General features: G+C 64.5%; 8 protein-coding genes. 6 read left to right on the forward strand and 2 right to left on the reverse strand.

Going from position 1 to position 14,709, the window contains the following annotated elements; genetic code table 11:
• Position 1: 1 nt before the first annotated feature.
• Both FJ974_RS26435 and FJ974_RS26440 read left to right on the forward strand, forming a co-directional pair.
• Complete coding sequence (locus FJ974_RS26435; RefSeq protein ID WP_140536782.1) at positions 2-1,291, forward strand: HlyD family type I secretion periplasmic adaptor subunit; 1,290 nt, start codon at positions 2-4, stop codon at positions 1,289-1,291.
• Positions 1,281-1,922: a ribbon-helix-helix domain-containing protein gene (locus FJ974_RS26440; protein ID WP_140536779.1), complete on the forward strand. Its 642-nt coding sequence runs from the start codon at positions 1,281-1,283 to the stop codon at positions 1,920-1,922. The genes FJ974_RS26435 and FJ974_RS26440 overlap by 11 nt, the downstream gene beginning before the upstream one ends.
• On the opposite strand, the gene FJ974_RS26445 is transcribed toward FJ974_RS26440, so the two are convergent.
• Positions 1,919-2,920 carry a transglutaminase-like cysteine peptidase gene (locus FJ974_RS26445; protein ID WP_140536777.1) on the reverse strand — a complete coding sequence of 334 codons (1,002 nt, stop codon included), beginning with the start codon at positions 2,918-2,920 and terminating at the stop codon, positions 1,919-1,921. The two genes, FJ974_RS26440 and FJ974_RS26445, sit on opposite strands and share 4 nt — an antisense overlap.
• A 324-nt stretch (positions 2,921-3,244) precedes the next feature.
• Between FJ974_RS26445 and FJ974_RS30225 the strand changes: the two genes are divergently transcribed.
• The 4 genes from FJ974_RS30225 to FJ974_RS26465 all read left to right on the forward strand — a co-directional run bounded on the left by FJ974_RS30225 (position 3,245) and on the right by FJ974_RS26465 (position 13,158).
• Positions 3,245-6,637 (forward strand): DUF5801 repeats-in-toxin domain-containing protein, encoded by a 3,393-nt coding sequence (locus FJ974_RS30225; RefSeq protein ID WP_264296795.1) that lies wholly within the window; start codon positions 3,245-3,247, stop codon positions 6,635-6,637.
• The gene (locus FJ974_RS26450) at positions 6,634-11,481 is read left to right on the forward strand and encodes a DUF5801 repeats-in-toxin domain-containing protein (protein ID WP_264296796.1); all 4,848 of its coding nucleotides are present in this window, start codon (positions 6,634-6,636) and stop codon (positions 11,479-11,481) included. The genes FJ974_RS30225 and FJ974_RS26450 overlap by 4 nt, the downstream gene beginning before the upstream one ends.
• A gap of 72 nt (positions 11,482-11,553) precedes the next feature.
• Positions 11,554-11,922 carry a hypothetical protein gene (locus FJ974_RS26460; RefSeq protein WP_140533076.1) on the forward strand — a complete coding sequence of 123 codons (369 nt, stop codon included), beginning with the start codon at positions 11,554-11,556 and terminating at the stop codon, positions 11,920-11,922.
• 42 nt (positions 11,923-11,964) lie between these two features.
• Entirely contained in the window at positions 11,965-13,158 is a 1,194-nt protein-coding gene (locus FJ974_RS26465) for an ABC transporter substrate-binding protein (protein WP_319023047.1), read from the forward strand.
• 489 nt (positions 13,159-13,647) lie between these two features.
• On the opposite strand, the gene FJ974_RS26470 is transcribed toward FJ974_RS26465, so the two are convergent.
• A complete protein-coding gene (locus FJ974_RS26470) occupies positions 13,648-14,676 on the reverse strand; it encodes a phosphatase PAP2 family protein (RefSeq protein WP_140533074.1) in 1,029 nt (342 codons plus the stop codon).
• Between the last annotated feature and the right edge of the window lie 33 nt (positions 14,677-14,709).

A 14,709-nucleotide genomic window follows, 5' to 3' on the forward strand; every position in this document is an offset into this window, starting at 1 on the left:
AATGCTTGCAAGAGAAGATCGCCCGCCATTTTTCGCATCGGCGTCCATCTACATCATAGGGGCGCTGTTCGTGGCCTTCATCGGCTGGACATCCTTTGCCGAGATCGATGAGATCGCGCGCGGCGACGGCAAGGTGATACCCGCCTCGAAGACGCAGATCATTCAGGCCAGCGAGCCCGGCGTCGTGCAGGAGATCGCCGTCAAGATCGGCCAGACCGTCAAAAAGAACGACCTCATCATCCGTCTCGACAACTCCGGCAACACGTCGAGCCTTGGCGAGGAGAAGGCCAAGGCGCGGGCGCTGCAGGCGCGCATCGCGCGGCTGCAATTCGAGCAGAGCGGCAATGTCGAAGGGTCGTTTCCCTGCCCCGCTGAAATCCGGAAGGTGGCGCCGGAAATCTGCGACAATGAGCAAAAGCTGCTCGTCGCGCGCCGCGACAATTTCGAGGTCAAGCTGTCGGTTCTCAAATCGCGCCTCGATCAACGCGAGAAGGAGCTGGACGAAGCCACGGCCAATTCGGACCGCCTGTCCAAGAGCCTGGCCGTCAGCGACCAGGAGACGGCGCTGATCGAGTCGATGGTCAAGAAAGGCCTGATGGCCAGGACCGAGCAGATCCGCGTCGAGCGCGAGCAGACCGATCTGCGCGGCCAGCTCAACCTCGCAGGCGAGACCATCAAGAAGGGCCAGGCGGCGATCACCGAGGCCAAGCTTCAGGTCGACGAGCTCGGCTTGCAGTTGCAGCAGGAAGCATTGAGCGACCTGACGCAGGCGCTCGCCGATCTTTCCGTGGTCGACGAGACCATTCGCGGCGCAACCGACAAGGTGGCGCGCACCGACATCCGCTCGCCTGTCGACGGCATCGTCAACACGCTCGATGTCAACACGCTCGGCGCCTTCGTCCAGCCGGGCGCGGTCGTGGCCGGCATCGTGCCGACTTCCGAGACGCTTCTGGTCGAAGCGCGGGTTTCGCCGCGCGACGTCGCCTTCATCCAGCCAAACCAGGATGCGCTGATCAAGGTCACCGCTTACGACTTCTCTATCTTCGGCGGTATCGAAGGCAAGGTCTCGAACATCACCGCCGACAGCCTAGTCGACCAGAAGACGGGCGAGCCCTACTACCAGGTGCGGGTCGCGACCGACAAGTCGACGCTGACAAGGGACGGCAAGACCTACTCGATCATCCCCGGCATGATCTGCTCGGTCGACATCAAGACCGGGCGCAAGACCATCCTCACCTACCTTTTGAAGCCCATCAACAAGGCGCGTCAGGAGGCGATGAGTGAACGGTAGCGCCACCCGCCCCGACACGCCGCGCGAGCGGCTGCTGCCGTCGCTCGAGGCCGAGGACTTCGGTCCGGAGTTCCGGGTCGTGGCGCGTGGCGGCGTGCGCCGCGGCATCCGGCTGGAGCGCGCCTTCTGGGTGTCGTTGAAGCAGATGGCGGAAAGCCGTAAATGTACGATCGGCATGCTGGTCGAGGAGATCGCTGAAAACCATCCCGACCAGGGCAATCTCACCTCGGCGATCCGGGTCGCGTGCATGCGCGGCCTGGCCGAGGAAAGCATGACGCTGCGCAAGCTCGCCTCGATCCGCACCATCAACGCGATCCTGGTCGCCTGCCCCTCGCCCGCTTTCGCGCTGTCGTCGTCGAAGAAGATCCTGACCTTCAACGCGCCGTTCCAGCAATTGGTCAGGCGTCAGTTGCCAAACGCACCGGGCGACGACGGGCGGCAGGACCTCAAGCTGGCGCTGGACCTCAACGTCACCGACATCTTCGCCAGGCTTGACGCCAATGGCGAGACGCCGGTCACCACCGGCTTCGTCATCGGCGCCGGCGAGCGCCGGTACCGCGGTCAACTCAGCGCCGTGCGCGCCCCGGTGACCGAGCCGGAACTCCTGATGGCGTTCGTCTTCAACGGCTAGAAAGGCAAGCCGCCTTTCGCACCAAAACCGGAGCTCGCGGGCGTCACCGCCGTATCAGGCGAAGAGCCTTCGCCGGGCGCCACCGTCGCGAAGCCGCCGGCGGTATCGGCGATCTGCGCGCCCGACTTCGATCCGTGGATCCAGGCGCGATCTGTGCTGAAGGAATAGAGCGGAACATAGTCGGGAAGATCGCTGTCCATCGCGACATTATTGCTGAGGCTGTCCAGGATGAAGATGCCACTTCCCGTGCTCACCGACAGCACAGCGTGGAAGAATTTCCGGCGGCGGTCCTGCAGCACGACGAGCGACATGCTCTGCGCCGGAATCCCGGCGCGCAACAGCGCCGCCATCTTCAATATGGCGAAATCCTCGCAGTCGCCGGCGGCATGCTCGAGGATCTCCGCAGGCGTCGCCCAATAATCGAGCTTGCCGTAGACGACGCTGTCCTTGCGATAGGCGATCAGGCGGTTGATGCTGCTGTTGACGAAGGCCAGCTTGTCGCGAAAGCCTTTGCTGCCGGCAATGTCGACGATTGCGCCAAAAGCCGCGTTCTTGCGGTCGCAGGCGCTGCCCGGCGTGCAATCAAGAATGGCCCTGTAGACGGGGGCCCAGCGCGCCGCGACCGGGAAGTTGCGCATGGACAAGGCCACCGATCCGAACACCCCGGGGATGATCGCCCCGGTCTGAATCGGGTCAACCTGGATCGGGCCGATGCTGTGGGCGGCATCGCCGCTCGAAGAACCCGCCGCCGGGTAAGCGTATAGGGGTCCGTAGGCGCCGGCGACGCCGGTTATCCGGTAGGCGGGGGCTGGCTGCCAGGGCTGCGGCCTGGCCAACGGGACGCCGCCGAGAAGGACCGGCGCAGGCACCGTTTGAGGGGTCGGATTTGCCAGGGAGATCGTGCTGGCGGATGACGGGTTCGCCATCCCGGCGAGGCCGATGGCCACCAGCAGAACCTTGATCCCCGACGCCCCCGGGATAGCCTTTTGTATTTTCATAACGCCCACCTTTGACTGTGGACGCTACCGATATTGTCTCAAATTACCGGAAATGAAGGTAGGTAAGTTTCCGCGAATCAGTCTATTCTGTTTTCAATCAAATTTTATTCAAATTTACACTTTCATTTACCAAACCGGAGTCGCGCCCCGAAGTTGGCCCGGCGCCGCTTCCGAGAATGCATAACTGCATATATCATCGCGATTTACCAAGTGTAAAAAATGCAAATCTCTACATATTTGCGTATATGAAACAAGTTGAAGGTCTGTTGCAAAGTTCGAGCCTCGCATGTCTCTTTCCGGGAAATGCCGAAGGGGGCTTGAGCTATGACGACCAGTATCGAATTCGACGCCGTTTCAAATTCCTGGGACGAGCACACGAGCGTTGGCGAACATCCGGTCCCGGCGGGCGTGCAAGTCGCCCAGGCCGCCAGCGGCCAGGCCGCGGGTGAGCCGGTGCCGGTCGATGTCGGCAAAGGCGCGCCGGCACAGGGTGCGGACAATGCGCAGGGCGCAAACAAGCCGGCGGCGAATGCCGCGGCTTCGAACGTTCCACATGAATATCACGCCGACGCCGGCAATGTGGTGAAGCTACCGGCCAATGTTTCGATCGACAACATCAAGGTCGAAGGGCACAACCTGGTGCTCCAGCAGCCCGACGGATCCGAGATCGTCATCAAGGACGGCGCGCTCAACGTGCCGACCTTCATCATCGGCGATGTCGAGGTGCCGCGCGTTGCCCTGATCGCCGCGCTTGAATCCAGCCATGTCGATGTCGCCTTCGGCGCCGACGGTTCGATCTCAGCCGGCGGAAACGGCTCGCCAGGCAGCGCCGGCGGAAATTTCGAACATCCCGCAGGCGGGATCGGCGACGGCTTCGGCCTGACGGCGCTTTTGCCGCCGACGGACCTGGCGTTCGGCCAGCCGGATCATCGCGAGCTGTTTCCGGGATTGGCACCGAACCACACGCCGACGATCCTCGATCTGACGCCTTCCGTCGATGGCGGCGATACCACCGTTAACGAGAAGGGCCTGCCGGCAAGCTCAGGATCGGAAGGTTCCGGCGAGGCGCAGGATCCTGCCCCCAACACCGACCAATCCGAGATCAACACCGGCACGTTCACCATCAACTCGCCCGACGGCATCGGCTCGGTGAACATCAACGGCCAGGTGATCTCGGGCGCAGCCCTTGCCAACAGCGGATCGACGCCGATCGACATCACCACGCCGGCCGGCAACACGCTGACCATCACCGGCTACGACGCCAGCACCGGCCAGGTGAGCTACAGCTACACGCTGCTCCATAGCGAGCCCCACCTCGGCGCGGGCACCGATTCCATTTTCGACAACATGACGGTGACAGTCACCGACACGGACGGCGACGTCTCCCTTCCGGGCACACTCTCAGTCCAAATCATCGACGACGTGCCGACGGCCAATGCGGATGCCAACAGCGTCTCGGCGGGCAGCCATGCGCAGATCTCAGGCAACGTGATGACCGGCGCCGGCGAGATCGACCCGTCCACGAGCGCAGATGTGAAGGGCGCGGACGGCGCCAGCGTAACGTCTGCCTATGGCACGGGCTCGGCGCAGGATGTGACGTCGGCGGTTACCGGAACGACCATCGCGGGCCAGTACGGCACGCTGACGCTCTATTCGGACGGCCATTACACCTATGACCGCGCGGCGAACACGCCGGGTGGCGTAAGCGATGTCTTCCACTACACGCTGACGGATGGCGACGGTGATCAGTCGAGCACCACGCTGACGATCAATATCGGCAACGAGCCGCCGAAGCTGGGGGATATCCCGGCGGCGGGTGCTGATGGCGCGATCGTGTACGAGGCGGGACTGGCGAGCGGCTCATTGCATGATGGCTCGAACGCGGTGAGCGGTACGATCGGCTTCACCTCGCAGGATGGAGTGAACTCGGTATCGCTGGGCGGCCACGCGCTGTCGAGCGATTCGGGCAATCCGACGACGTTCACGGACGCCACCACAGGCGGCACGGTGAGCGCGTGGTACGAGTACAATAGCGCCACCGGCGCAGGCACGATCCATTACAGCTACGAGCTGACGGCGGAGTACCCTAGCGCCACGGGCGGCGATGGAGCCAATACCGAAGCGGCACCCAGCTTCGCGGTCGTGGTAACCGACCTGGATAACCAGCCCGCTTCCGGCAACCTGGTCATCAACGTCATCGACGACGTGCCGACGGCGAAGGCCGACACGGACGCAGCACAGTCCGGCGAGACGGTGACCGGCAATGTCGAGGCCGGCACGAGCACGCATGGCATCGGCGCGGCGGACACGGCGGGAGCGGACGGGATCGCGTCGATCGCCTGGACGGGTTCGGTCACGAGCAACGGCGTGACGACGGTAACCGGCGCGCACGGCGTGCTGACGGTCTTCGCCAATGGCGATTACAGCTATCAGGCCAACCCGAACACGCCGACTGGCACTGACGTCTTCAAGTACACGATCACCGACGGCGACGGCGATACCTCTCCGGCAACGCTGACGATCGATGTGACCGGCAGCCAGCCGCGTGTGGTAGCGGAGATTGCGGCGGTCGACGAGGCGGGCATCGACACGACACCACCGGTCGGCGATCTGGGCCCCGGGACGGTGGACGGCTCGCATGCGGGCGACGGCTCGGAGACCACGACGGGCCAGCTGACCTTCTCGGACCCCGACGGGGCGACGGTGACCGGTGTTCAGGCCGGTAATATCGGCAGCGACGTGACCGGCAATGTCGGCACGAATATCAATGGCACATACGGTATCCTGCATGTCAACGCAGATGGCACCTACACCTATACGTTGACCAATCCGGAAGCGAATGTGCCGGCGGGCAACGACGGCCCCAATGTGCAGCCCGGGCAGGACGTGTTCACGTTCACGGTAACCGATGGCTTCGGCAATACATCCACTTCGACCATCAAGATCAATATCACGGACGATGTTCCCTCGATCGGGCTGAGCGGGACGACGCATGCGCTGACGATCGACGAGAGCTTCCTGACGGCGGCGACGAACGGCGTCGCCGGCTCGGGCCAGGCGCCTGCCGGCTCGACGCATGCGGAAGCCTCCTTCGGCGACGCCTTCACGGTGACGACGGGCGCCGATGGCGGCACGACCGGCTACGCGCTGAGCGTGGCGGCCGGGCCCTCCGGCCTGGTCGACACGGCGAGCGGCCAGGCGGTGGTTCTTTCGGTCAACGCCAGCGGCGTGGTCGAAGGCCATGCCGGCGCCGGCGGCCCGCTGGTGTTCACGGTGAGCGTGGACGCCAGCGGCAAGGTGTCGTTCGACCTCGACCGGGCGGTGCATGAGGACAATCTGGCCAACACGCCGAACGACGCCACCAGCCTGTCGAGCCTGATCACGCTGACGGCGACGGTGACCGACGGCGACGGCGACAAGGCCTCGCAGGCGCTCAATCTCGGCAGCCTGCTGACCATCAACGACGACGGCCCGACGATCGGGCTGAGCGGGACGACGCATGCGCTGACGGTCGACGAGAGCTTCCTGACGGCGGCGACGAACGGCGTCGCCGGCTCGGGCCAGGCGCCTGCCGGCTCGACGCATGCGGAAGCCTCCTTCGGCGACGCTTTCACGGTGACGACGGGCGCCGATGGCGGCACGACCGGCTACGCGCTGAGCGTGGCGGCCGGGCCCTCCGGCCTGGTCGACACGGCGAGCGGCCAGGCCAGGCGGTGATCCTTTCGGTCAACGCCAGCGGCGTGGTCGAAGGCCATGCCGGCGCCGGCGGCCCGCTGGTGTTCACGGTGAGCGTGGACGCCAGCGGCAAGGTGTCGTTCGACCTCGACCGGGCGGTGCATGAGGACAATCTGGCCAACACGCCGAACGACGCCACCAGCCTGTCGAGCCTGATCACGCTGACGGCGACGGTGACCGACGGCGACGGCGACAAGGCCTCGCAGGCGCTCAATCTCGGCAACCTGCTGACCATCAACGACGACGGCCCGATGATCGGGCTGAGCGGGACGACGCATGCGCTGACGGTCGACGAGAGCTTTCTGACGGCGGCGACGAACGGCGTCGCCGGCTCGGGCCAGGCGCCTGCCGGCTCGACGCATGCGGAAGCCTCCTTCGGCGACGCCTTCACGGTGACGACGGGCGCCGATGGCGGCACGACCGGCTACGCGCTGAGCGTGGCGGCCGGGCCCTCCGGCCTGGTCGACACGGCGAGCGGCCAGGCGGTGATCCTTTCGGTCAACGCCAGCGGCGTGGTCGAAGGCCATGCCGGCGCCGGCGGCCCGCTGGTGTTCACGGTGAGCGTGGACGCCAGCGGCAAGGTGTCGTTCGACCTCGACCGGGCGGTGCATGAGGACAATCTGGCCAACACGCCGAACGACGCCACCAGCCTGTCGAGCCTGATCACGCTGACGGCGACGGTGACCGACGGCGACGGCGACAAGGCCTCGCAGGCGCTCAATCTCGGCAGCCTGCTGACCATCAACGACGACGGCCCGATGATCGGGCTGAGCGGGACGACGCATGCGCTGACGGTCGACGAGAGCTTCCTGACGGCGGCGACGAACGGCGTCGCCGGCTCGGGCCAGGCGCCTGCCGGCTCGACGCATGCGGAAGCCTCCTTCGGCGACGCCTTCACGGTGACGACGGGCGCCGATGGCGGCACGACCGGCTACGCGCTGAGCGTGGCGGCCGGGCCCTCCGGCCTGGTCGACACGGCGAGCGGCCAGGCGGTGGTTCTTTCGGTCAACGCCAGCGGCGTGGTCGAAGGCCATGCCGGCGCCGGCGGCCCGCTGGTGTTCACGGTGAGCGTGGACGCCAGCGGCAAGGTGTCGTTCGACCTCGACCGGGCGGTGCATGAGGACAATCTGGCCAACACGCCGAACGACGCCACCAGCCTGTCGAGCCTGATCACGCTGACGGCGACGGTGACCGACGGCGACGGCGACAAGGCCTCGCAGGCACTCAATCTCGGCAACCTGCTGACCATCAACGACGACGGCCCGACGATCGGGCTGAGCGGGACGACGCATGCGCTGACGGTCGACGAGAGCTTCCTGACGGCGGCGACGAACGGCGTCGCCGGCTCGGGCCAGGCGCCTGCCGGCTCGACGCATGCGGAAGCCTCCTTCGGCGACGCCTTCACGGTGACGACGGGCGCCGATGGCGGCACGACCGGCTACGCGCTGAGCGTGGCGGCCGGGCCCTCCGGCCTGGTCGACACGGCGAGCGGCCAGGCGGTGGTTCTTTCGGTCAACGCCAGCGGCGTGGTCGAAGGCCATGCCGGCGCCGGCGGCCCGCTGGTGTTCACGGTGAGCGTGGACGCCAGCGGCAAGGTGTCGTTCGACCTCGACCGGGCGGTGCATGAGGACAATCTGGCCAACACGCCGAACGACGCCACCAGCCTGTCGAGCCTGATCACGCTGACGGCGACGGTGACCGACGGCGACGGCGACAAGGCCTCGCAGGCGCTCAATCTCGGCAGCCTGCTGACCATCAACGACGACGGCCCGACGATCGGGCTGAGCGGGACGACGCATGCGCTGACGGTCGACGAGAGCTTTCTGACGGCGGCGACGAACGGCGTCGCCGGCTCGGGCCAGGCGCCTGCCGGCTCGACGCATGCGGAAGCCTCCTTCGGCGACGCCTTCACGGTGACGACGGGCGCCGATGGCGGCACGACCGGCTACGCGCTGAGCGTGGCGGCCGGGCCCTCCGGCCTGGTCGACACGGCGAGCGGCCAGGCGGTGGTTCTTTCGGTCAACGCCAGCGGCGTGGTCGAAGGCCATGCCGGCGCCGGCGGCCCGCTGGTGTTCACGGTGAGCGTGGACGCCAGCGGCAAGGTGTCGTTCGACCTCGACCGGGCGGTGCATGAGGACAATCTGGCCAACACGCCGAACGACGCCACCAGCCTGTCGAACCTGATCACGCTGACGGCGACGGTGACCGACGGCGACGGCGACAAGGCCTCGCAGGCGCTCAATCTCGGCAGTCTGCTGACCATCAACGACGACGGCCCGACGATCGGGCTGAGCGGGACGACGCATGCGCTGACGGTCGACGAGAGCTTCCTGACGGCGGCGACGAACGGCGTCGCCGGCTCGGGCCAGGCGCCTGCCGGCTCGACGCATGCGGAAGCCTCCTTCGGCGACGCCTTCACGGTGACGACGGGCGCCGATGGCGGCACGACCGGCTACGCGCTGAGCGTGGCGGCCGGGCCCTCCGGCCTGGTCGACACGGCGAGCGGCCAGGCGGTGGTTCTTTCGGTCAACGCCAGCGGCGTGGTCGAAGGCCATGCCGGCGCCGGCGGCCCGCTGGTGTTCACGGTGAGCGTGGACGCCAGCGGCAAGGTGTCGTTCGACCTCGACCGGGCGGTGCATGAGGACAATCTGGCCAACACGCCGAACGACGCCACCAGCCTGTCGAGCCTGATCACGCTGACGGCGACGGTGACCGACGGCGACGGCGACAAGGCCTCGCAGGCGCTCAATCTCGGCAGCCTGCTGACCATCAACGACGACGGCCCGACGATCGGGCTGAGCGGGGCTACAGCCCCGTCGCTCGAAGTTGATGAAAGCTATTTGCCGAACGGCTCGGCGCCGAACGCGTTGCTGACCTCAGTCACGGCCGCTTTTGCTGGGATGTTCACCGTTGTGCAGGGTGCCGACGGCGCCACTACCAACTACGGTGTGAGCGTCTCCTCGCAGGGTGTGACTTCGAACCTGATCGACTCGGCGACCGGCCAGGCTGTGGTGCTGACGCAAAGCGGCGGCACTGTTTCGGGTTACGTGACCGGCCACAGCGGCGATGCAGCCTATCTGGTGTTCACACTCGCCGTGAACACCACAAGCGGTCAGACGACGCTAACGGAGTTCCGTGCCGTACACCAGAATACTGTGGACAATCCAACGGATACTTCCGAAGGCATCAGCCTGACCTCGGGCCTGGTGACGCTGACGGCGACCGTGACCGATGGCGATGGCGACCACGCCTCCCAGTCGATTGATCTCGGCTCCAAGGCCACTTTCCATGACGACGGTCCCTCGCTCGGCTCGTTCACGTCGGGATCCATCCCGAACGAGGTTGGATCGGTGGCGGGCTTCTTCTCGCTAGTACCTGGCGCGGACGGCATTGATCACTTCAACATCACAGGCCCGACAATCGCCGGCATCACCTATAACAGCACGACCGCTGCGGACGGCACGACCGTTCTCCATGCGATGTCGGGCGCGACGGAAGTGTTCGACCTCACAGTAAGGCCGGACGGAACTTACGAGTTCGATCTTATCAAGCCCGATGCCGGCACAACAATTACCTATTCGCTACAGAACCTTCCCGCGGGGGGACCGAACTGGCGGGAAACCACTGACGGCCATATCGAATTTTCAAGCCCCGACGGCATCAACTCCAACAACAACGGATTTGGCGTCGCAAACACCTTCGTTGGCGGAAATGAATCCTTCACGATGGAGTTCCATACCGCCGGGACTGGAATCGGTGTCGATAATCCGCCCAACACCAATGCTGAGTTGAATGACTCCGTGAGTTTGGTTGTCAACTCGCTGAACGGTGCGGGTGGAACCTATCACTGGGTTGCGACGAACACTCTCACCAACACGTCTGTATCCGGCGACATCTCTATCACTTCAACGGGCACGTTCGTGATCGATCCGTCGATCAGCTTCAACCAGTTGCAGGTCAGCGCAGTCAACGTTTCTGGGCAAGGCGCTCAGTTCTCGAACGTTTCTCTAACGCACAACGTCCTACCCCAGGATCAGAACCTGGCCTTTACTGTCTCAGCGACTGACAAGGATGGCGACACGACCGGCACGCAGTCTCTCGGCGTTCATGTTGTGGCGGCGGACGGATCGGGCAACTACACGCTCACCGGGACGGCGGGCAATGACGTGCTCGCCGGCAGCACACATGCCGACACGATCGCGGGCGGAGCCGGCACCGATATCGTCGATTATACCGGCAGCGTTGCGGCCATCTCAATCCATTTGGCCGATGACGGCCATGCGTCGGGTGCTCCAGCGGACCCCACCAGCCCGCTCGCGGGAACGATCGGCGGTGGCGACGCGGCTGGCGATACGCTTACCGGCATCGAAGGCATAATTGGCGGTTCGGGGAACGACCATCTGTTCGGCAATTCCAGCGACAACTACCTCGCGGGCGGTGCCGGCGCCGACACGCTCAACGGCGGTGGCGGCAACGACACTCTCATTGGTGGTTTGGGTCAGGACACGTTGACCGGCGGCACAGGGGCCGACACCTTCAAGCTCGACCACCTCGACATCAAGGATCTGATCACCGACTATAGTGGCGTGGGCGGTGACGGCGACAAGATCGATCTGACCGCGCTGTTCGACGCAGCGCCGGCCGGCAATATCAGCAACTACGTGCATTATAACAATGCGACCGGCGCGCTGAGTGTGGACACCAGCGGTTCGGGTAACGCGGCCAATTTCGTGGACGTCGCGCAACTGACGAACATTCCCGCCGCCGGGACCATCACGATCCTTTACGACGACAACACGCATGCGCAGCACACGGCCACGATTTAGCACTTATACACAGCCACGCTGCCGTGCTATGCATCAGCGAACCGTGAATTGACAATCTGGAGAGGGGCTTACATGAGACATTCCGCGAGATTGCTGGCTTCGGCCACGGCATTTCTGCTGGCCGGATCGACGGGCTTTGCCGCCGACATCATCGAGGGGCCGGTGGCCGACTATTGCCGCACCGTCGGCACCTCCAACCTGGTGCTGACCGACAACATGGTCGAGCTCAAGGGCCAGGTGGTGAAGCTGATGGACGAATCGATCGCCGTCGCCAACAGCCCGGAATGGATCAACTCGTCGCGTCCCGCCTTCGTCTGGGCCTCGGAGGCCAAGGTCGCCTGCGGCATGGCCTATGGCTATCTGAAGACGAGCTACAAGGACGAGGACACCCTCAACAAATGCGAGTGCTTCCACGACCGCATGGTCGAATACATGCACTGAGCTGAAGGGCGAACGCACAACAGCTGGCTGGCGATGAGGGCCATGAAAGCCTGGGCGGCGGCCGCGCTTGCGCTGACGGCGGCCATGTCCGGCTGCCAGTCGAAAAGCGCGGACGTGCTCGATCCTTCCGCCCTCACCGCGCCGACAAGCCCGGCCGGCGCGGCTCCCCGCTCACAGCAGACGGCAGTCGCGACTTCCGCGCAGGCCAGCCAGACGCTCGGCAGCGGCTCGACGAAGGTCACCATGCTTTTGCCGCTGTCGGCCCCCGGCAGCGCCGGCGAAAACGGCAGGAAGATGTATGACGCCGCGCGGCTGGCGATGACGGACCTCGGCGACAAGCTGTTGACGCTGACGGTCGAGGACACGCGCGGCGACAGCGCCTACGCCAAGGACCTGGCGGTGAAGGCCATCACATCGGGCGGGGCGAAGGCCGTCATCGGGCCGGCCGAGCTTGCGGCCGCGCAGCATCTTGCCAAACTGTCGGGCTCGCAGCGGCCGCCGGTGCTTGCGCTGGCCGACAATTTCGCCGGCGGCCCCGGCGTCTATTCAGTGCGGCTCAGCGAAGCCGACAGCGCCGCCGCGGGGGCGGCCGCCGTCGCCGGCAAGGGCGCGAAGAAGTTCGTGCTCTTCGTGCAGGCCGGCGCGGATGCACAGACAATAGAGGCGCGCGTCGCCAATGCGCTCAGCATCTATGGCGCGACGCTGGCGGTGACGCTGCCCTATTCGGCCGCGGACGGCGGCGCCAAGGCGGTGAGCGACATGGGCTCGCTGGTCGAGGCGCCCAACGCCGTCATCGTCGCCAGCGGCGATTCGAGCCCGACGGCGATGCTCGCGGCGCTGAAGGCGAAAGGCATTCCCGGCAAGGCGGTGACGCTGATCGGCACCGACCGCTGGCTGGAGCATCCGATGGATCCGCTCTATGAGGGCGCCTATATCGCGACGCTCGACCAGAGCGAGACCGGACCGATCGCCGACCGCTTCAAGACGGCCTACAATTACCAGCCCGACGTCAACGTCGCCTACGCTTACGACATGGTGGCGCTGTCGGCGGGCATAGCGAGCGCGGTCGGACCGGACGGTTTTTCCAAAAAGGTGCTGGAGAACCCGAGCGGCTTCCGCGGCTCGACCGGCCTGTTCCGCTTCCGCGCCGACGGCTCGAGCCAAAGGTCGATGCCGTTCTTCAAGGTGGAGAAGGGGGAGTTGAAGCTGGTGGAGAAACAGACGGCGGGGTTTTGAGGGGGCGAAGACCCGTGGAGGATAGGCAGCTACGGCTTCAAGTTGTTCGGTCGAAGCGATTGCGTTTTCCCACGACTATCCGCATTCTCCCATCGCGGACGGGGCTTCAGTTTTGGACTTTCTAAAAAAACTCCTTGTCATGGCGGTCATCGGCGCGGTCAGCGCCGGAGCAGTTGCACTCATCGAGTACTTGATATTCGAACCGCCCAGGCCGGCCATGATGCGCAAGCCGCCCCCGCTGCCGATCATCAAAGAACAGCCGATACGTCAGACGACGTAGATCTTACTGGACGGCGGCGTTCCGGCCTATTGGCCAAGTTGGCCACGCGGGTCTGTTCCGCTTCCGCCGACGGCTCGAGCCAAAGGTCGATGCCGTTCTTCAAGGTGGAGGAGGGGAGTTGAAACTGGTGGAGAGGCAGACGGCGGGGGTTTTGAGCGGGGCGCCAAGGCAACTTGTCTTGAACGGCGCCAGATAACTCACCGCGCCAGCTAAGTGCCCGCGGTGGATCTAGCTTCGGAAGCGACCGCTTTTTTGGGCACACGGCCCAAGATTCGGACAATCGCTACCGACAGCGCGCCGATAGCCGCGCCGACGACTACGTCAATCAAATGATGTCCACCTTCCGGCAGCGTGGACACGATCATGACAGCATTGACTATCAGAGCCACTACAAAGAGTGGGCGAACATCTCGCAGGGCATGGATAACCAAAATACCCAACGCGGTGTGGAACGACGGGAAAGTTACGAGCCCGTCGGCCTTTGACACGATTAATTCGTATGGAGCACCTGAACGCAGAGACAGCAGCGTCTGGTAGTGCCACATGCCGGCCTGAGCGGTGAGGTTGCTAAAGAGCTCGGGAGCCGGTTTATAGAAAGTATATGCGCCAGCAGTTGGAAACATGGCCATAAGAGGCCCCGTGAAGAGCGACGACACTGCCATCAGTGCAATGAATTCGAGCACACGATCCCATCGCTGCCGCATGACCTGAATGATGAAAACCATCGGTACCTGCGGACCCAAGGCATGGTAAGCGTAGAATAGTACAGAGCTCCAAATAGCGTTTCGATTGCTTGCTGCCAGGAAACTTAGCCAGTCGAATCCCAAGCTTGCGTCGATCGACGCGAACTGCTCGTCCATGAGCGGCCTTGCCGTCGCGCTCGCCAGGTACATGAACACGGTCGTTGCGATTGTAAGTGGTATGAAGACCGCCGACCCCGACACCAGCATAAGCAGCGATTTCGAAAGATATCTGATGGCCGAAGCCATCGCGCCAGCGTCTGACCCGAGCCTCTTGAGAACAAATTTCGCAACGGCCCACGCAGCGATGAGGGCGACGGTAACCTGCCCGATATCGACCCAATTCCTTGGTGAGAACTCGACGTTTGAGAATGGCAGCCATAGAAGGTCGATCAGCCCGAAAAAAACGATGGCCAGGGCAATGATTACGAGATGGTTTCGGATACCCGTTTCGGTGCCGACGGATGCAGCGTTGGCAACGGCGCGATACAAGATCATACGAAGACTCTGCCCCTTCCAGACTGCGGATCA

Source organism: Mesorhizobium sp. B1-1-8 (assembly GCF_006442795.2).
Classification (GTDB): Bacteria; Pseudomonadota; Alphaproteobacteria; order Rhizobiales; family Rhizobiaceae; genus Mesorhizobium.